Origin of the sequence: Bradyrhizobium sp. LHD-71, assembly GCF_031157255.1 — a bacterium.
Classification (GTDB): Bacteria; Pseudomonadota; Alphaproteobacteria; order Rhizobiales; family Xanthobacteraceae; genus P52-10.
The window spans coordinates 98,811-118,066 of sequence record NZ_JAVIFX010000006.1; the positions used below are offsets into that span (position 1 = coordinate 98,811).

The 19,256-nt window shown below is 62.7% G+C and carries 15 protein-coding genes and 1 riboswitch; of the genes, 13 read left to right on the plus strand and 2 right to left on the minus strand.

The annotated features are described in order from the left end of the window. Positions 1 to 25 precede the first annotated feature (25 nt). The 8 genes from RCO31_RS08395 (at position 26) to RCO31_RS08430 (ending at position 9,931) form a co-directional block, all read left to right on the plus strand. Complete coding sequence (locus RCO31_RS08395) at positions 26 to 2,746, plus strand: sensor histidine kinase KdpD (RefSeq protein WP_308967853.1); 2,721 nt, start codon at positions 26 to 28, stop codon at positions 2,744 to 2,746. Next, a complete protein-coding gene (locus RCO31_RS08400; RefSeq protein ID WP_308967854.1) occupies positions 2,743 to 3,432 on the plus strand; it encodes a response regulator transcription factor in 690 nt (229 codons plus the stop codon). The genes RCO31_RS08395 and RCO31_RS08400 overlap by 4 nt, the downstream gene beginning before the upstream one ends. 18 nt (positions 3,433 to 3,450) lie before the next feature. Continuing rightward, a complete protein-coding gene (locus RCO31_RS08405) occupies positions 3,451 to 3,894 on the plus strand; it encodes a PTS sugar transporter subunit IIA (protein ID WP_308967855.1) in 444 nt (147 codons plus the stop codon). A gap of 91 nt (positions 3,895 to 3,985) precedes the next feature. Continuing rightward, a riboswitch (cobalamin riboswitch) is annotated at positions 3,986 to 4,200 on the plus strand. A 168-nt stretch (positions 4,201 to 4,368) separates the two neighbouring features. Further along, complete coding sequence (locus tag RCO31_RS08410; protein ID WP_308967856.1) at positions 4,369 to 6,279, plus strand: TonB-dependent receptor domain-containing protein; 1,911 nt, start codon at positions 4,369 to 4,371, stop codon at positions 6,277 to 6,279. 121 nt (positions 6,280 to 6,400) lie between these two features. Continuing rightward, positions 6,401 to 7,249, plus strand: coding sequence for an ABC transporter substrate-binding protein (locus tag RCO31_RS08415; RefSeq protein ID WP_308967857.1), 849 nt, complete (start codon positions 6,401 to 6,403; stop codon positions 7,247 to 7,249). Next, positions 7,246 to 8,277 (plus strand): iron ABC transporter permease, encoded by a 1,032-nt coding sequence (locus tag RCO31_RS08420; RefSeq protein WP_308967858.1) that lies wholly within the window; start codon positions 7,246 to 7,248, stop codon positions 8,275 to 8,277. The genes RCO31_RS08415 and RCO31_RS08420 overlap by 4 nt, the downstream gene beginning before the upstream one ends. Beyond that, entirely contained in the window at positions 8,277 to 9,110 is an 834-nt protein-coding gene (locus tag RCO31_RS08425; RefSeq protein WP_308967859.1) for an ABC transporter ATP-binding protein, read from the plus strand. Before RCO31_RS08420 ends, RCO31_RS08425 begins: the two co-directional genes overlap by 1 nt. After that, the gene (locus RCO31_RS08430; protein WP_308967860.1) at positions 9,107 to 9,931 is read left to right on the plus strand and encodes an enoyl-CoA hydratase; all 825 of its coding nucleotides are present in this window, start codon (positions 9,107 to 9,109) and stop codon (positions 9,929 to 9,931) included. The genes RCO31_RS08425 and RCO31_RS08430 overlap by 4 nt, the downstream gene beginning before the upstream one ends. A 29-nt stretch (positions 9,932 to 9,960) precedes the next feature. On the opposite strand, the gene RCO31_RS08435 is transcribed toward RCO31_RS08430, so the two are convergent. Continuing rightward, positions 9,961 to 11,007, minus strand: a complete 1,047-nt coding sequence (locus RCO31_RS08435) for a hypothetical protein (protein ID WP_308967861.1) — start codon at positions 11,005 to 11,007, stop codon at positions 9,961 to 9,963. 130 nt (positions 11,008 to 11,137) lie between these two features. Between RCO31_RS08435 and RCO31_RS08440 the strand changes: the two genes are divergently transcribed. From RCO31_RS08440 to RCO31_RS08460, 5 genes are all read left to right on the plus strand, one after another. Then, positions 11,138 to 12,265 carry a glycosyltransferase family 4 protein gene (locus RCO31_RS08440; RefSeq protein ID WP_308967862.1) on the plus strand — a complete coding sequence of 376 codons (1,128 nt, stop codon included), beginning with the start codon at positions 11,138 to 11,140 and terminating at the stop codon, positions 12,263 to 12,265. A gap of 159 nt (positions 12,266 to 12,424) precedes the next feature. Beyond that, positions 12,425 to 13,351, plus strand: a complete 927-nt coding sequence (locus tag RCO31_RS08445; RefSeq protein WP_308967863.1) for an ABC transporter ATP-binding protein — start codon at positions 12,425 to 12,427, stop codon at positions 13,349 to 13,351. Further along, positions 13,348 to 14,109, plus strand: coding sequence for an ABC transporter permease (locus RCO31_RS08450; protein WP_308967864.1), 762 nt, complete (start codon positions 13,348 to 13,350; stop codon positions 14,107 to 14,109). The genes RCO31_RS08445 and RCO31_RS08450 overlap by 4 nt, the downstream gene beginning before the upstream one ends. A gap of 107 nt (positions 14,110 to 14,216) precedes the next feature. Next, positions 14,217 to 16,580, plus strand: coding sequence for a molybdopterin guanine dinucleotide-containing S/N-oxide reductase (locus RCO31_RS08455; RefSeq protein ID WP_308967865.1), 2,364 nt, complete (start codon positions 14,217 to 14,219; stop codon positions 16,578 to 16,580). Between the two features lie 383 nt (positions 16,581 to 16,963). Then, on the plus strand, positions 16,964 to 17,734 hold the full coding sequence (locus RCO31_RS08460) for a DUF169 domain-containing protein (protein WP_308967866.1): 771 nt from the start codon (positions 16,964 to 16,966) through the stop codon (positions 17,732 to 17,734). A gap of 11 nt (positions 17,735 to 17,745) precedes the next feature. Here RCO31_RS08460 and RCO31_RS08465 read toward each other — a convergent pair whose 3' ends face one another. Continuing rightward, the gene (locus tag RCO31_RS08465; protein ID WP_374991450.1) at positions 17,746 to 19,113 is read right to left on the minus strand and encodes an aspartate aminotransferase family protein; all 1,368 of its coding nucleotides are present in this window, start codon (positions 19,111 to 19,113) and stop codon (positions 17,746 to 17,748) included. Positions 19,114 to 19,256: the final 143 nt, after the last annotated feature.

Consider the following 19,256-nt stretch of genomic DNA (forward strand, 5'->3'; position numbering starts at 1 on the left):
GGTCGAACGAAGGACATCGTAAGGGATGGCCGATCAGCGACGCGACACTTCCCGACCTTCGCCCGACGCCTTGCTCGAGGCGGCGCGGCGCGAGGAGGGGCGCGTCGGCAAGCTCAAGATCTTTGTCGGTGCGGCGCCCGGCGTAGGCAAGACCTACGAAATGCTTCAGCAGGCCCGTGCGCGCCGGAAGGACGGTTATGACGTCGTCGTCGGGGTCGTAGAGACCCACGGACGGAAGGAAACCGAGGCCCTGCTCGAAGGGCTGGACGTGATCCCGCGTCGCAGTGTTTCCTATCGCGGACAAGCGCTCGACGAAATGGATCTGGACGCGATCATTGCGCGCCGGCCGCAGATCGTTCTCGTCGATGAGCTTGCACACACGAACGCAGCCGGTAGCCGCCATCCGAAGCGATATCTCGATGTCGAGGAGATCCTGAGCTGCGGCATCGACGTCTACACGACCGTCAATATCCAGCACATCGAAAGTTTGAACGATGTCGTCGCGCAGATCACACATGTGCGGGTTCGCGAAACCTTGCCGGACAGGATCTTCAATCGCGCGGATGCGGTCGAACTGGTCGATCTCACGCCGGACGACCTCATCCAGCGGCTGAAGGATGGCAAGGTCTATGTTCCAAGGCAGGCGGAGCGCGCCCTCCAGCACTTCTTCTCACCGGCCAACCTGACGGCGCTGCGTGAACTGGCTCTGCGCCGGACGGCAGATCGGGTCGACGAGCAGCTTCTCGTGGAGATGCAGGCCGGCGCCATTGCGGGGCCATGGGCAGCGGGCGAGCGCATCCTTGTCTGCATCAACGAGGATGTCCGGGCTGCCGGTCTGGTCCGCTACACCAAGCGCCTGTCCGACCGGCTGCACGCGCCGTTCGTCGCCTTGAGCATCGAGACCCGCCGGACACTGCAGCTTTCCGAGCAGGAGCGCGATCGAATAGCCGATACGCTCCGCCTGGCGGAGGCGCTTGGCGGAGAAGCAGTGACGATCCCGGGCGCCGGCCGAACCATCGCCGACGATCTCATCGACTACGCGCAGTCGAACAATGTCACACAGATCGTCATCGGCAAATCGTCCCGCTCGCGCTGGTTCGAGTTGCTGCACGGATCCGTGGTCCACGATCTTGTTCGCAAGGCGGGACATATCAGCGTTCATGTCATCGCCGGTGCCGACATCACCGGTGAACCGATGCCGAAGAAGGTCGTCCGAACCGCATCGGACAATGCGGCCTTGCAGCCCGTGCCCTACGGCTTCGCGTTGCTGGCGGTGGCGAGCGCGCTCGCGATCAGCCTGCTCATTCATCCTCTTCTCGGCGTCGAGAACGTTGATCTCGTATTTCTGACAGCTGTGCTCGGGGTTGCGGTCCGCTTCGGCCTTGCGCCCTCGCTGGCTGCGAGCGTCGCTGCCTCGCTTTGCTACAACTTCTTTTTCATGGCGCCGACCTACACATTTACGATCGCCGATCCGACCAACGTCGTCGCCTTTCTTTTCTTCATCATCGTGGCGGTCGTGGTCTCGAACGTCGCCGCGCGTGTGCGGACCCAGGCCATGACGGCAGCGCTTCGCGCGCGGACCACCGAATCGCTCTATTCCTTCAGCCGGAAGCTCGCCGGCGTCGGCAGCCTGGACGATGTCCTTTGGGCCACCGCCTACCAGACCGCACTGATGCTCAAGGTGCGCGTCGTGCTGCTGTTGCCGGAGGACGGAACGATCGCCGTTCGCGGCGCCTATCCGCCTGAAGACATTCTCGATGATGCCGACCTGGCGGCCGCGAAATGGGCGTGGGAGAACAACCGCCCGGCTGGTCGCGGCTCCGATACGCTTCCGGGCGCAAAGCGTTTGTTTCTGCCGATGCAGACCGGCCGCGGGCCGATCGGCATCGTCGGGATCGACAGCGATAAGCCGGGGCTGCTGTTGTCGCCCGATGATCGGCGGCTGCTCGATGCGCTGATCGATCAGAGCGCCCTCGCCATCGAACGGGTTTTTCTGGTCGAGGACATGGATCGGGTGAAGCGAAACGCCGAGACGGACCGGCTTAGATCCGCGCTGCTCACCTCGATTTCGCACGATCTGAAGACGCCGTTGGCGGCGGTCCTGGGCTCCGCCACCACGCTGCGCGACCTGTCGAGCAAACTCAGCGAGGCGGAGAAGACCGACCTCTTGACGACGGTCATCGAGGAGTCCGAGCGGCTCAATCGATTCATTGCCAATCTTCTCGACATGACGAAACTGGAGTCTGGAGCGATCACGCCGAACGTCGCGCCGTACGACTTGCGTGAGATCGTCGACACCGCCTTGCGGCGCGCGAGCAAGATCCTCTCGCACCACAACGTCGAGCTCAAACTGGCTTCCGTTCTTCCCATGGTGGAGATCGACGCGGTCCTGTTCGAGCAGGCGCTGTTCAATGTTCTGGACAATGCAGCAAAGTATGCACCTCTGGGCTCCACCATTCGGATCGAGGGTGAACAGGATGGTCCGGTTGTTGCTCTGCGCGTGCTTGACGAAGGCGAAGGCATTCCGCCGGCCGACGTCGACCAGATCTTCGACAAGTTCTATCGCGCAAGAAAGGGTGATCAAGTCCGGCCAGGAACCGGCCTGGGACTCGCCATTGCGCGAGGCTTCATCGAGGCGATGAAAGGGACGATCACGGCGGCCAATCGCTATGACAGATCGGGTGCCGCGTTCATCATCACCTTTCCGATTCGCGCCCATGTTGGATCGTTGGAAACCGCCGCATGACAGGACCACAGCTCAAGGTGCTCGTCGTCGATGACGAACCGCCGATCCGCAAGCTGTTGCGCATGGGGCTTGCAACCGCAAACTATCAGATCCTCGAAGCGCCGAACGGCAAAACGGCGTTGACGTTGCTGTCCGAAAAGCCCGATCTCGTTATCCTCGACCTGGGCCTGCCGGATATTGATGGTCACGAGTTGTTGCGAACGATCAGGTCACGGAACGAGAGCGTGCCGATCGTCGTTCTCTCCAGTCGCGGTGACGAAGCCGGGAAGGTCCGCGCGCTTGACTATGGAGCCGACGACTATGTCACGAAGCCGTTCGGCATGGATGAGCTTCTCGCCCGCCTGCGTGCAGCGCTGCGACACCAACTCCAGGTCCATGGCGAGCGACCGATCTTTCGCGTCGGCGATCTCTCCGTCGATCTGGTCCGCCGTATCGTCAAGGTCGGCGAGAAGGAGGTGAAGCTTTCGCCGAAGGAGTATGACCTGCTGCGGCTGCTGGTACAGCATGCCGGCAAGGTGCTGACACACAGATTTCTGCTCAGCGAGCTTTGGGACGACCTGACGGATGCGCAGTATCTGCGGGTGTACGTGCGTCAGCTCAGGCAGAAGGTCGAGACCGATCCCGAGCGGCCGCAATATATCCAGACCGAGACCGGTATCGGCTACCGTCTGCGATCGCCTGATTAAGCGCGGAAGGTGAGTGCAATGGAAATATCCGAGGTTCTGGCCGAGCGTGACGTGCTCATGGACGTCGACGTGACGGACAAGACCGCGATTCTGAACCGGCTTGCGAAGCAGGCGGCGGATGCGTTGGAATTGAAGGCCGCGGAGGTCGAAACCGCACTTCAAGAGCGGGAAAAGCTCGGCTCGACCGGGACGGGCGATGGAATCGCAATTCCTCACGCACGCTTGCGAAAGGTCACGCGACCGATCGGGGTTTTCGCCCGCAGCAAGAGGCCCATCGACTTTCAAGCCATCGATGGCGAGCCCGTCGACCTCTTCTTCCTTCTGCTACTGCCCGCGAGCAATGAGGGACGATATCTCAGCGTGCTCGCGGCAGTTGCGCGCAAGCTACGGAATGCTGACACGCAAGCAAGACTTCGAAGCGCGGACACCCAGGCCAGGCTATATGCAAGCTTACGCGCTTGAAGCGCGTGGCTGTCCCTGCGGCAACATGAGGGCGACGGCGTGTGGGCGCTCGCCCCGATGTTGCCAAGCAATTGACAGGATTGATTTCGCGTTCTTAAAGTGAATCGACGGTTCCCTTCGGGGATTAAACGGGAACGCAGATGTCGGCTTCGCCAATTGGTTTTGCCCGATCAAGCTGCGGCTGCCCCCGCAACTGTGAGCGGTGAATCTGTCGTCAAAAATGCCACTGGGGTCCTCGGCTCCGGGAAGGCGACGACCGATGATGATCCGCGAGCCAGGAGACCTGCCGTCAGCCGTGGTCACACGCGAGCATATCGATCGGGGTGTATCGGTAGGTGCCTGACCTGCTGCGGTTGCAGCGGCGAGGGGCTTCGTTCGCGGTGACGTGCCACATGCTGTCACCCGAGGCCTCTCGCTATGGGGAAATTGCCCTTTACAACCAGCACCCGTTTGCGGCCACTGCTGCAGTCTGTTTTGCTTGCCGCCCTTGCCGCTGCGGGACTGCCATCCATCGCCAGCGCCCAGCAATCGGCGTCCCCGCCGGATGTGCTGCCGACCATCGTCATCAGCCCGACCAGCCTGCCGACACCGGAAGCTCAGATCGCCAACTCCGTCACCGTCGTCACCGCGGAAGACATCGAGCGCGAGCAGCGGCGAACCGTTCCGGACATCCTGGCGAACGTTCCGGGCCTCAATGTCGTGCAGGCCGGCGGGCCGGGATCGCAGACATCCGTGTTTGTGCGCGGCACCAACGCTAACCACGTCAAGGTTCTGATCGACGGAATCGACGTCAGCGACCCGAGCAATCCGGCGCGCACATTCGAATTCGGGCATCTTCTCGCCAACGATATCGAGCGTATCGAGGTGCTGCGCGGCCCGCAGAGCGGCCTTTATGGGTCGGACGCGATCGGCGGCGTCATCTCCATCGTCACAAAGCGCGGCAAGGGCCCGGCGAAGGTCACGGGCCTGGTGGAAGGCGGAAGTTTCGGCACGTTCAATCAGGCGGCGAGTCTGAGCGGCTCGAAGGAGAACTTCGACTACGCATTCAACGTGATCCATTTCCGCGCCGCGGATACGCCGGTCACGCCGCCGAACCTGCTGCCGCCGGGGCGCGCAGCGATCGGCGATTTTTACGACAACACCACGGTGTCCACCAAGCTCGGCCTCGACATCAGTGAAAGCTTTCGCCTGAACTATGTCGGCCGCTACACCGAGAGCGAGTTAAGGTTCACCCAGGACGAGTTTCTGCCACCGACATTCGCGGGCGTGCCGCGCGCGGAGCAGAGCACCCAGAATCTCAAGCAGTTCTTCACCCGCGCTGAGGCGGTGTGGACGGGCTTCGATGGTCGCTTCACCAACTATTTCGGCGTGAACTACACGGATCATCGCACCGAGAATCTGCTGACTCCGACCTCGATCCCGACGATCAACACGGGTCAGCGTACGAAAGTGGACTGGCGCGGCGTCTCGCTGCTGATGCCCGGGCAAACCCTCGTCACCGGCCTTGAGCACGAGATCGAAAGCATGGGCACGGCGTTCGTCAATGCCGACAATGCCAACAGCGGCGGCTATATCGAACTGCAGTCGGAGTTCGCGCAGCGCCTCTTCATCGTCAGCAATGTTCGCCACGACGCCAACGAGCGCTTTGGCGAGGCGACCACGTATCGTGTCGCGCCGGCGCTGCTATTGCCGGTGACCGAGACCAAGCTGAAGGCGAGCGTCGGCTCGGGGTTCAAGGCGCCGACCCTCAACCAGCTGTTCGTCGATTTCCTGCCGACCTTCGTCGCCAACCCCAACCTGTTGCCGGAGGAGAGCGTCGGCTACGACGTCGGCTTCGAACAGCCGCTGTTCAACAATCGTGTTCGTTTCGGCGCGACCTGGTTTCATAATGACATCACCAACCTGATTTCCGGCACCGGCATCGTGCAGACGGTCCCGTTCACCGTGCGCACCAACGTCAATGTCGGCAAGGCGGAGACCTCGGGCGTCGAGGCGTTCATCGCGGTCAATCCGACCGACCGGCTCTGGTTCCGCGCGGACTACACCTACACCGACGCGTTCGACGCCATCACGCACGAGCGGCTGCTGCGCAGGCCGCGCCACAAGGCAAGCCTTGCAGCGGGATGGAATCCGATCGATCCGCTGACACTGTCGGCGACGCTGCTGTACGTCGGAGAGTTCATCGACGGCAACCGCGATTTCTCGATCCCGCGGCTGGTCGCACCCGGTTTCACCGTGGTCAACATCGCCGCGGACTACAAAATCAACGACTACGCGAAGGTGTTTGCCCGGATCGACAATCTGTTCGATGAGCGCTACGAAGAGCCGACGGGCTTCCTGCGTCCGGGATTTGCGGTCTACGGCGGGGTGCGCCTGACCAACTAGAGCGTATTCGGTTCACGTTGAGTACGCTCTAGATTCCCTGTTTGTGGTCGCATCTTCTTGCGGAAAGCCGGTATCCATCTTTCCGGAAAATGCTCTGGGGCAAACACACGAGACGGAGTGAATGCGGCTTCTGCCATTCGCAACATGGATTGCCGGCGCAGCGGTTCTTGCGCTGCTGCTGCCGACATCGGCCGGCGCAGCGCAAAAGATCGTCTCGCTCAATCTGTGCACCGACGAACTGCTGCTACGGCTCGCCGACCGGCCGCGGATCGCCTCGGTGACCTGGCTGTCGCGCGATCCGGCCACCTCGAACGTGGCAGCGCTTGCAGAGCGGGTCCCCGTCAACTACGGCTCCGCTGAGCAGGTCGTCGTGTCCAATCCTGATCTTGTGTTGGCCGGCACCTTCACAACCCGGGTCACGGTCAGCATGCTCAAGCGCACAGCGGTGCCGGTCGTCGAATTCGGCGTGCCGCGCAGTCTGGATGAGGTCCGGCAGCAGATCCGAGACGTCGCGGCGCTCGTTCAGGCTGAAGACAAGGGCAAGCAGCTGATCGACGAGATCAACCGGCGCATCGATGCCGTCGCGAGCAAAGCACGCGCAGTACGGCCGACCGCCGTCGTGCTGAATCCCAATGGCGCGACGGTCGCGCGGGGCACGCTCGCGGATCAGGTGATGACGGCTGCGGGACTGGAAAATATTGCTGCGAGGCTGAACATCGACAACTACGGCGAAATTCCACTGGAGATGGTCGCGCTGCACCAGGTGGATGTGCTGATCGTCAGCGCGAGCCGCGACGGCCCGCCCTCGCAGGCGACGGAGATGCTGCGCCACCCGATTTTATCGAAGCTTGCGCGGACGCGGATCGTCGTGCTGCCGGGGCGGTTGTGGAATTGCGGCGGCCCGGGGGTGGCCGAGGCGGTCGAGCGGCTGGATGCTGTCGCCACCGATGTCGTCCGCGGCCGATCATGATGGCCGGCGAAATCATCACGCGTCTTCCGTTGCATGAGCGCGTCTCCTACGGCGTGCTGGTCACTTATCTGGCGCTGCTGCTCGCCGTGTTGGCGGCGGGATCATTGTCGGTCGGCTACGCGCCGCTCGATTTGCATCAGGCTGCGTCCGACGTGCTGCACGGAGAATCGAGCCTTGGCGCGCTGGTGCTGGTCGAGCTGCGCATTCCGCGAATGGTCCTCGGCGCGCTGGTCGGTTTCAGCCTCGGCGTGGCCGGCGCTGCCATGCAGGGGCTGCTGCGAAATCCGCTGGCGGAGCCGGGCATCACCGGCGTGTCGGGGATGGCGGCGCTCGGCGCAGTGATCGTATTCTATTTCGGCTTCGCGGAGACAGCGCCGCTGGTGCTGCCGCTTGGCGGCATAGCCGGAGCAGCCGTCGCGACCTTCATGCTCTATGGCATTGCCGGCCAGGGCGCCGGCACGATGACGCTGATTCTGGCGGGCGTTGCGATCAACAGCTTCGCGGGCGCGCTGACGTCGCTCGCGCTCAACCTGGCGCCAAATCCGTACGCAGTAACGGAGATCGTCTACTGGCTGCTGGGCTCGCTGGCTGATCGCAGCCTGCAGTATGTCTATCTCGTCCTGCCGCTGATGGTGATCGGCTGGATCATGCTGATCATGACGGGCCCCGCGCTCGACAGCCTGACGCTCGGCGAGGATACGGCCGCGAGTATGGGTTTCAACCTCCCGCGGCTGCGCATGCAGTTGATCGCAGGCACCGCTCTATGCGTCGGCAGTGCGGTCGCAGTCACCGGTGCGATTGCGTTCGTCGGCCTCGTGGTGCCGCATCTGTTGCGCCCCTGGGTCCGGCAGCAGCCAGGCAAGCTGCTGCTGGTCAGCGGCCTCGGCGGCGCGGTGCTGACGCTGATGGCAGACGTTGCGGTGCGATCGCTGCCGATCAGGCCGGAGCTTAAGCTCGGCGTGGTGATGGCAATCATCGGCGCGCCATTTCTGTTCAGCCTGATCTGGCGCCTGCGCAGCGAAGCCTGATGCGGATCGAGGCGCAAGGAATTTCCGTCCGGCTCGGCAGCGTCGATGCGCTGCAGGGGGTCGATTTCGTGGCGGAGGCCGGTGAGATCGTCGGGCTGATCGGACCGAACGGATCGGGCAAGACGACCCTGCTGCGGACGCTCGCGAACTTGCGTCCCTCCGACCGCGGCCGGGTGCGTTACGAAGGCAGGAGTGCTGCCGAGGTCGGCGCCGCTGAGCTGTCGCGGCAGATCGCCTACCTTGCACAAAGCGGCGAAGCGCACTGGCCGATGCGGGTCGAGGCGCTGGTCGCGCTCGGCCGGCTGCCGCATCGCCGCCGGTTTCAGCGGTCAGCGGCCGCCGATCGCGCGGCGATCGAGCGTGCCATGCTTGCGACGGATATCGTTTCCTTGCGCGAACGGACGATGACCCAGATCTCGGGCGGCGAGCGGATGCGCGTGCTGCTGGCGCGGGCGCTGGCGGTGGAGGCGCCGATGCTGCTCGCCGACGAGCCGGTTGCGGCGCTCGATCCGCTGCACCAGTTGCAGGTGATGGACCTGTTGCGGAAGAAAGCGGCGGCAGGGGGCGGGGTGGTCGTAGTGTTGCATGATTTGGCACTTGCAGCGCGATTCTGCGATCGGCTAGTTTTGCTCGACGGCGGCAGGGTTCTCGCCGCGGGCGACCCTGCGGCGGTCCTGACAGATGACCATCTTGCCACGGCATTCGGTGTCGAGGTCGTGCGGGGTGAGCACCAAGGTGCAGCCTTCGTGGTACCCTGGGCGCCGTCAGAAAAGTTGGCGGGCTTCGCGGATGAGCAAGCAACCAACGACAACAACAAGGAGCCTCGCCCATGAGCGCCAGTGAAACCACGATCGATACCGGCACCAGCGACCTGCTTTGCAGTATCTCGTCCGGCGTTGCCACTATCACGCTGAACCGACCCGAGGCGAAGAACGCGCTCTCGCCGGCGATGTCGCAAGGGCTGCAGGCGGCGCTCGCCAACTGCGAGAGCGATCATGCGGTCCGTGTCATCCTGCTGACGGGGGCGGGCAATGCCTTCTGCGCCGGCGGCGACGTCAAGAACATGGGTGATCGCAGGCCGAAGACGCTGACGCCGGAAGAGCGCGTCAAGGAGATGAAGCAGCGGCATCGCGGTGTCGGCGGTGGCATCGCCTCGGCATCGAAACCGACGATTGCTGCCTTGCCGGGCGCGGCAGTCGGCGCGGGCCTTGCCATCGCGCTCGCCTGTGACATCCGTGTTGCCGGGCAATCCGCGTTCCTGTCAGGCGGTTACGCCAAGATCGGCCTGAGCGGCGACTATGGCATCGCCTGGCTGCTGACGCGCACGATCGGCACCTCGATGGCGCGCGAGATGATGTTCACGTCCGACCGCATCGATGCGGCGCGCGCCGAGAAGCTGGGCCTCGTCAACCGTGTGGTGCCCGACGCTGAGCTTGCATCCGCATCGCGCGCGCTCGCCCAGCAGATCGCCGACGGTCCGGCTGACGCGATCCGGATGATGAAGCAGAACCTGAACGAAGTGGTCTCGCTCGATTACTTCACCGCGATCGATCACGAGGCCGAGCGGATCGTCCAGCTCTCGGCGTCCGAAAATCACAAGGAGGCCGTGCGCGCCTTCGTGGAGAAGCGTAAGCCGGTGTTCAACAAAGCGTAATGCGCGATACTATTGCGGGCTCGGCCCGCTCAGACGAACAGCGAATCCAGCGACTTCGACAACTCGCTGAATTCCCTGTGCTTCAGTAATCCCGGCTGATGGATCACGGCGTCGACGGCCTGCGTTGCGGCCTTTCGGTTGGCGATGCACGTCGCCAGCCGTTGCAGCAGCGCGTCTGCGTCCGACGCCGCCAACTGCGGCATGAACAGCTCCGATGTCGCGTATGATGCGGCGTCGCTGACGATCGGGATCAATCCGCTCGACAGATAGTCCACGAGTTTCACGTCCGACTTCGCGTCGAAATAGCGTTGCGCCTGTTGCGGCAGGCGTGTGGGCATTGGCGCGATGGCGACGCCGCCTGCAAGGGTGCGCAGGTAGCCGCGGTAGGACGTGAAGTCGAGATGGCCGATATGTCGCGACCGTTCGAACAGCCCGCGAAGATCCTGATCAAATTGCCCGATCAGAATGGCCTCATAGCCTTCACGGTTGAGCAAGGTTGCGAGGTTGGTCGCGAACTGCGGATTTTCGCGCAGGAAGAACGGCACGTCACTCGAGGTCCAGACCAGTTGCCGCCGGCCGTCGGCTCGCTCGGGGGGCGCACATTGCGAACAGCCGTTCTTGAGAACCATGATCCTGTCGGCTGAAACGGGCGCATCTTCCTGCAGGGAGGCCTTCAGTCTGTCGCTGGCGACGGTGATCGCAGCGGCGTGTTTCAGACACCAGGCCACACGGTTGAGCATGGTCCGCTTGGAGGACGCCACGAAATCCGGCATCGATGTCAGAAGGTCATCCATGTCATAGATGATCGGCACGTGACTGTTTGCCTTGAGAAAGGCAAATTGCGCCGTCGAGACGTTCCGCTGACACCAGATATGCGTGAACGAATAAGTCTTAAGTCCCTCCATCGTCATCGCCCGGTCGGCGACCTGATAATCGGCGATCACGCCCCGGCCGAGCAGCGCGTTCAGGTAGGGCTTGATGCGGATTTCACCGATGAACGTGCTCGAATAGAGCGCGAGGACTTTCGCAGGCCTGACATCGCTGCGATGCAGGTATGGGCTTTTCCTGAAGAACATTCGGCTCTTTGGCAGTTCACCGGTGGGTTGCGGCGGGCAGGATCAAAGGCCGAAAACGCCGCACGCGTCAATCGCCGGCCTCCGGCGCCTTGATTCCAGGGCGCAACTCGATTCTATAGAGGAATCCGAGATGGACAGGAGGATGCAGCTGGCGATGAAGTTGGCGCTCGCCATCGTGAGGCTGTTTCCCCATGGCGGCCTGCAGCGCGATTGCATGGCCATTGCCCGGCTGCTCGGCGCGCAAGGGCATCAGGTGACGATCCTCACCTCGCGGCTGGAAGGTGATGTCGGCGGCGATCTGGATGTGGAAACGCTGCCGGTGCGGGCATGGACCAACCATGGACGAAATGCTGCTTTCTCGAAAGCGCTTGCGCGGCGCTGCACCGGAAAATTCGATCGGATCATCGGTTTCGACAAGCTCGAGGGCCTCGATCTTCTCTACTGCGCCGATCCACCCGTCGCCCTGCGCTACAGGCGGCGCTTGTCGCGCGTGCTGCCGCGCGAGCGAACATTGACGCTGCTCGAGCGCGCCTGCTTCTCGCGGGAGGCGACGACGAGGCTGCTGCTGTTGAGCGAGCCGCAGGCCGATGCGTACCGCAGCGCCTGGCAGACGCAGGCCGAACGTATCACGCTGCTGCCGCCGACGGTCAAGGCGGAGCGGCGAAACCCTGAGCTGCGCACCGACGGAACGCGCAAGCGGCTGCGCGAGGAAATGTCCGTTGCCGCGAATGACACGGTATGGCTTGCGATCGGTCACCAACTTCGCGTGAAAGGGATCGATCGCACACTCGAGGCTCTTGGAGCATTCCCTGATGCACGGCTCGTCATTGCGGGCGTGACCGCAGACTCGAAAGCCGGCCGCAGGCTATTGCGGCTGGCCGGCAGGCATGGCGTGCGCGATCGCGTTCGGCCGGCCGGCATTCGCGAGGATATACCGGAGCTGATGGCGGCGGCTGATCTCTTGGTCCACCCTGCGCGCACGGAAACGACCGGGACCGTCATCCTCGAAGCCATCGTCAACGGTTTGCCGGTTGCCGCGAGTGCTGCTTGTGGCTATGCCGAGCATATCGTGCGGGCGAATGCCGGGCTGGTGTTGCCCGAGCCGTTCTCGCAGGCCGCCTATATCTCCGGCCTCCGCGAGGCGAAGCCCTCGAGCTTGCGCAAACAATGGAGCGCGAACGGCGTCCGCTACGGGGAAACAGTCGACCTTTATCACGGCCTTGCTCGGGCCGCATCCATCATGGCAGGCTCCGCATAATTGTGGCGAAGAGCAATCGTCTCGACAATAAACGTTGGCCGCCCTTGCTCATTTGTTTGTATCGACTAAGTAACGGACATCTCTTCGCGGTGTCCGCCCGGATGCTGTCACCAATTCGCAAGGCCCGGCCGATCCCGCGTCCAGCTTACTGACCTCCTCATGTCCCCGATCATTTCCGTCTCGGGTCTCACAAAGACCTACGGCTCTGACTTCCACGCGCTTCGCACGATCAACCTCGAGATCAACCGCGGCGAGATTTTCGCGCTGCTGGGGCCGAACGGCGCCGGCAAGACGACGCTGATCGGCATCATCTGCGGCATTGTCAATCCAAGCCAGGGCAAGATCACGGTCGGCGGACACGACATCATTCGCGACTACCGCGCGGCGCGATCGCTGATCGGTCTCGTGCCGCAGGAGCTTGCGACCGATTCGTTCGAAACAGTGTGGGCGACGGTCAGCTTCAGCCGCGGCCTGTTCGGCAAGAAGGCCGATCCCGCGCATCTCGAAAAGGTGCTCAAGGATCTGTCGCTGTGGGACAAGAAGGATTCCAAGATCCTAACGCTTTCCGGTGGTATGAAGCGGCGGGTGATGATCGCCAAGGCGCTGGCGCATGAGCCGAGCGTGCTGTTTCTCGACGAGCCGACCGCCGGGGTCGATGTCGAGTTGCGTAAGGACATGTGGGAGATGGTGCGCGCATTGCGGGCATCCGGGGTGACGATCGTGCTGACCACCCACTACATCGAAGAAGCCGAGGAGATGGCAGACCGCATCGGCGTCATCAACAAGGGCGAGATCGTACTGGTCGAACAGAAGGCCGAGCTGATGCGCAAGCTTGGCAGGAAGCAGATGACGCTGCATCTGAAGACCAAGCTGGATATGATACCCGCCGCACTGGCTGCGCACAATCTGACGCTGGCTGATCAGGGCAGGGAGCTGATTTACACCTACGACACTCAAAGTGGTCGCACCGGCATCACGGCTCTGCTCGATGATCTCGGTGCCGCGGGCATCAGCTTCAACGACCTGCATACGACGCAATCCTCGCTCGAGGACATCTTCGTCGATCTGGTGAGACAGCGATCATGAACTGGCGGGCAGCGGCAGCGATCTACAAGTTCGAGATGGCGCGCACCGGGCGGACGCTGCTGCAAAGTATCGTCTCTCCGGTCATCTCCACCTCGCTCTATTTCGTCGTGTTCGGGGCCGCAATCGGCTCGCGCATCACCGAAATCGAGGGCGTCAACTACGGCGCGTTCATCGTGCCGGGATTGATCATGCTGACGCTGCTCACCCAGAGCACCGCAAATGCGTCGTTCGGCATCTATTTCCCCAAATTTGTCGGCACCATCTACGAAATCCTGTCGGCGCCGATCTCGCCGATGGAAATCGTGGTGGGCTACGTGGGCGCCGCAGCGAGCAAATCGATCATCCTCGGCCTGATCATTCTCGCCACCGCCGGATTCTTCGTGCCGCTGCAGATTCTGCATCCGTTCTGGATGATCGCATTCCTGGTGCTGACCGCGGTAACCTTCAGCCTGCTCGGCTTCATCATCGGCATCTGGGCGGACGGGTTCGAGCAGTTGCAGTTCATTCCGCTATTGATCATTACCCCGCTGACGTTCCTCGGTGGCACCTTCTACTCGGTCAACGTGCTGTCGCCGGTCTGGCAGACGATCGCGCTATTCAACCCTATCGTGTACCTCGTCAGCGGTTTTCGCTGGAGTTTCTACGGCATCGCGGATGTCGGCGTGGGCGTCAGCCTCGGCATGACGCTGTTGTTCCTGTTCACCTGCCTTGGCGTCGTATGGTGGATTTTCCACACCGGCTATCGCCTCAAGCGGTAATCTGCCGTTCGGCATGGTTGCCTTGCGTCGCCGATTGTCCCATGACATGCGCCGCATTCCCGCATAGATTTCGCCCGCATCGCGGCAGGTGAAAGTGGCGGGAAACGATGACGGACGTGGTCGACGAGGCTCTTGACGGCTCTCTAAATGGTACGCTTGGCGGCTCCCACAGCTCGCATTGGGGGGCGTTCAAGGGTGTGTGGCAGGGCGATACGCTGGTCGTCACGCCGCATCCGCGCGATCCCGATCCGAACCCGATTATTCAGAATTTCCCGTCGGCGCTGCGGCACCGGGCACGCATCGACCGGCCTTACGTGCGGCGCGGCTGGCTGGAAGGCGGACCCGGCAAGGACGACCGCCGCGGCCGCGACGAGTTCGTCGCCATGGAATGGGACGAGGTGCTCGATCTCCTTGCCAGTGAGCTTGCGCGCGTGCGCGATGCCCACGGTCCTGGCGCGATCTTCGGCGGTTCCTACGGCTGGTCCAGTGCCGGCCGCTTCCATCACGCTCAGAGCCAGATCCATCGGTTCCTGAACACGGCACTCGGCGGCTATGTCCGTTCGGTCAACAGCTACAGCGCCGGGGCCTCCAATGTTCTGCTGCCGCATATTCTCGGCGGTTATGACGATGTCACGCGCCGCAACGTATCGTGGGACGATATCGTGCAGTACACCGACATCGTTCTGGCTTTCGGCGGCATGGCCGCAAAGAACTCCCGCGTGGCGTCCGGCGGCATCAGTGAGCACACCGAACGCAAGGCGATGGGGCAGGCGCGCGCTCGCGGAACAGAGTTCGTCCTCGTCAGCCCCCAGCGCTCGGACCTGCCGCGTGAGGCGGAGGCAGAATGGATCGCGCCCGCTCCGGGAACCGACGTCGCGCTGATGCTCGGCATCGCGCATACGCTGGTGGCAGCCGGTCTGCACGATCGGGCCTTTCTCGACAGTCACTGCGTCGGCTGGAGCGTGTTCGAGGATTACCTGATGGGCCGTAGCGACGGTGAGCCGAAGACCGCCGCCTGGGCGGCGCCGATCTGCGGTATCGCTGCGTCCGAGATCGAGGCATTGGCACGGCGTCTCGCCGGCAAGCGCGTGCTGATCGTCGTGTCGCATTCGATGCAGCGTTCCGAGCACGGCGAGCAGCCGGTGTGGATGGGCGCGGTGCTGGCGGCGATGCTGGGACAGATGGGCTTGCCCGGCGGCGGCTACAACTATGCGCTCGGCGCCGTCGCAAACTACGGCAAGCGGATGAATGCTGTCCCGGTCGCGGCCCTGCCGCAAGGACAGAACGCGGTGCGGGATTTCATACCCGTCGCGCGCATCTCCGACATGCTTCTCAATCCAGGAAAGCCGTTCGACTATAACGGCCAGCGGCTGACCTATCCGGATATCAAGCTGGTCTACTGGGCCGGCGGCAATCCGTTCCATCATCACCAGGACATCAATCGCCTCCGTCGCGCATTCTTCGGCCTCGAGACGCTGGTGGTGCACGAAATCGCCTGGACCGCCACGGCGCGACATGCCGACATCGTCCTTCCGTGCACGATGACACTGGAGCGCGAAGACATCGGCGCAACGCCGACAGATCAGCTGATGATCGCCATGCACCGGCTCGCGAAGCCGTTTGCCCAGGCGCGTGATGACTACGATATTTTCGCCGCGCTCGCCGAGCGGCTGGGCCAGCGAGAGGCCTTCACCGAAGGTCGCAGCACCCGCGACTGGCTGCGCCACATCTATGCGACGACCCAGAAGGCGCTGGCCACCAAGGATTTGCCGGCGCCCGATTTCGATCATTTCTGGGGCGAGGGCGAACTCGAGCTGCCTGCTTTGCCTGCCGACGGCGGCATCCTGCGTGCGTTCCGTGATGATCCGCAAGGCAAGCCACTGCCGACCCCGAGCGGCAAGATCGAGATCTTCTCAAAGACCATTGCCGGCTTCGGCTACGCCGACTGTCCCGGCCACCCTGCCTGGTTGGCACCGTCGGACGTACCCGACGAGAAAGCGCCGCTGCATCTCGTCGCCAATCAGCCCGCGACGCGGCTGCACAGCCAGTTCGATTTCGGCGGACATAGCGACGCGGAGAAGCTGCGTGGTCGCGAGGTGATGAGCATTCACTCCCTGGATGCTGCAGCACGCGGCATCAAGGACGGTGATATTGTCCGTCTTTTCAACGCTCGCGGAGCCTGCCTGGCTGCGGCGAGCGTGACCGACGACATTCGCGTCGGTGTGGTGCGGTTGCCGACCGGAGCCTGGTACGATCCGGAAGACGCTGAAGAGGACAACCCGCTTTGCGTGCACGGCAATCCGAACGTGTTGACACGCGATATCGGCACGTCGTCGCTCGCGCAAGGCTGTTGCGGACAGCTCACGACCGTGCAGGTCGAACGGTTCACCGGCAATCTTCCGCCGATCAGGACATTCGATCCGCCAGCTTCTGTCGAGCTGCGCATGATCGCAGGGCGGACAAAATCGTAAACTGAAGCTTGCCGCGATTGCAGAGTCGCGGCCTTCCTCACGGCGAGTTGAAAGGCGAGGTTTCAGTTCGTCGCCTGCGTTTCCAGATAGGGCCGTCTTTCGTTAATCGGATTCAGAATTGATTCAAATGTCCCACGTAAATGCGGGCAAATGATTAGGAAAATTCGCAACTTCCTGGCAATACGTTTCCTGTCCGCGTTCGACTTCGTGTTGATCGTTGCGGCGGTCGTCGTTGCATTGGCCTCGATTATCAGCGGGTTTTCTCAGCTCGCGGGTGGCGGCTGACGATCGCCCGCGCGCAATGGCTGCGCCAACATGTTTAACGCCATGGCGCCGTTCGGCACTTTGGGATAGGTTTTCGGGAAAACCAGAGGAAACTCCCGATGACTTACGATTGGCCCTCGCTCGTCGACGAATTGTCTTCGCTCTTGAAACTGCGCACCATCCCGTTCGGCATGAAGATGTTCGAGCGGCGCGAGGACATGGAGGCAATCGAGCGCATCCGCCGTCCGCAATCGATCCATACGCTCGATCAGATCGTCGGCCAGGCATCGCGGCTCGGCTGGACAGTCGGAATCACCGCGGACGATCTGGTGGGCGCGCAGTGCCGCGCAGTGGTCGGACTCGGGAACGCCAAGACCGAGGCCTGGCAATCCGGGCAACACATGAAGGGCGTCTGGTTCTCCACGCTTGAGGACGCAACCGCGCACCAGAGCGCGATGCATTGCGTACCGGACGGAAAATACGACGCGCTGGCGGTTGGGCCTCTGTCGAGCGGCAAGCTCGATCCCCCCGACATCGCGCTGTTCTATGCGACGCCGGGCGCGATGATCTACTTCATCAATGGTTTGCAGTGGTCGGGCTACAAACGGTTCGACTGGAGCGTCGTCGGCGAATCCGCTTGCGCGGACTCATGGGGCAGGGCGCTGACGACCCGGCAACCCAGCCTGTCGATTCCCTGCTTCGCCGAGCGTCGCTACGGCGGCGTGCTCGACGAAGAGATGCTGATGGCGACGCCGCCGGAGCATCTCGCGAGCGCGATCACCGGCATGAAAGCGCTGTCGAAGAATGGATTCCGCTATCCTTTCCCGCAATACGGCGTCCAGCAGGACGTGCGCGCCGGCATGGCGGTGAGCTATCCGGGAAGGAAGTGACGCGCTTCAGCTCAAGCCGACTCCCGGACGCGGATGGCGTTGTCCACCAGCGTTTTGCCGAGCGACCAGACCGCACCCGGCACACGATGCGCGCCGGCGATCACCGAATCGAACGAGCTCTCGATCCATTCGCAGTCCTCGTCGGTGATCGTCAGCGACGGAAGAATCTTGATCGTGTGGCTGCCATGGCCGGAAACCTGCGTCAGCACCTTGTGATCCTTGAACAGCGGAATGGTGATGAGCTGGCAGAACAGCCCGGCGCTTGCCGTCTCCAGCACGTTCCACGAGGCCTTCAGCGCAAACGACTTGGGCGGGCCGAATTCGATGCCGATCATCAGTCCCTTGCCGCGGACCTCTTTCACAAGCTCGTAGCGCGTGACCATGTCGCTGAACGCACGCTGGATACGTGCCCCGCGCAGCGCGGCGTTCTCGATCAGCTTCTCTGACTCGATCACCTCGAGCGTAGCGATGCCTGCGGCCATCGCCATGTCGTTCTTGGAAAATGTGGAGCCATGAACCACCGCGCGGTCCATGCGGTCGAAGATCTTGTCGAAGATCGCCTTGCGCGTGAGCAGCGCGCCGACCGGCACATGCCCGCCCGACAGCGATTTCGACAGCAGCACCATGTCGGGTTCGACATTCCAGTGCTCGATCGCGAGGAACTTGCCGGTGCGTCCCATCCCGCTCTGAATTTCGTCCGCGACCAGCAGCGTGCCGTATTTGCGACATAGCGCCGCAGCTTGGGGAAAAAAGTCGTCGTTAGGGATGTTTACGCCTTTTCCCTGGATCGGCTCGAACACGAACGCGGCGACCTGGCGATTCGCCAGTGCCTTCTCCAGGGCGGCGAGATCATTGAACGGAACCGCCGTGCAGCCCGGCAGCAACGGCTCGAACCCGGTGCGGAAATTCTTGTCGTCGGTCAGCGACAGTGAACCGTAGGACAGGCCGTGGTACGCGTGCCCCATGTAGAGAATGCCAGGCCGGCCGGTCGCGCCGCGCGCGAACTTGATGGCAGCCTCGACGCATTCCGTGCCCGAGTTCGCGAAGAACGCCTTGTCGAGGTACGGCGTATAGGCGAGCAGCCGCTCGGCGAGAATTCCGGCGAGCGTCGAGATGTCCATCTGGACGAGGTTCGGAAGATCGCTGTCCAGTACGCTTTTCAGCGTGTCGCGCAACACCGGATGGTTGCGTCCGATAGCGAACACGCCAAATCCGGAGAGCAGGTCGAGATAGCGCTGATCTTTGCGGTCATACAGATACTGACCCTGCCCCCGCTTGAAGCCGACATCGAAGCCGATCGTCTTCAGCACACGGACGAGTTGTTCGTTCAAGTGGCGCGTGTGGAGCGCCCCACGCTCGGATTCGCGCTGTTCGAACATCCGAGGCAGGTCCAGTTTTCCACCCGTCATTGCTCACACTTTTGCTTTGTTGTGACGTCACAGAGGTAAATAGCATCTGGCCAGGTAGCGTCGAGTACGACTATCTTGCGCCATTGGTTCGAACGATTATTGAGAAACCAGGT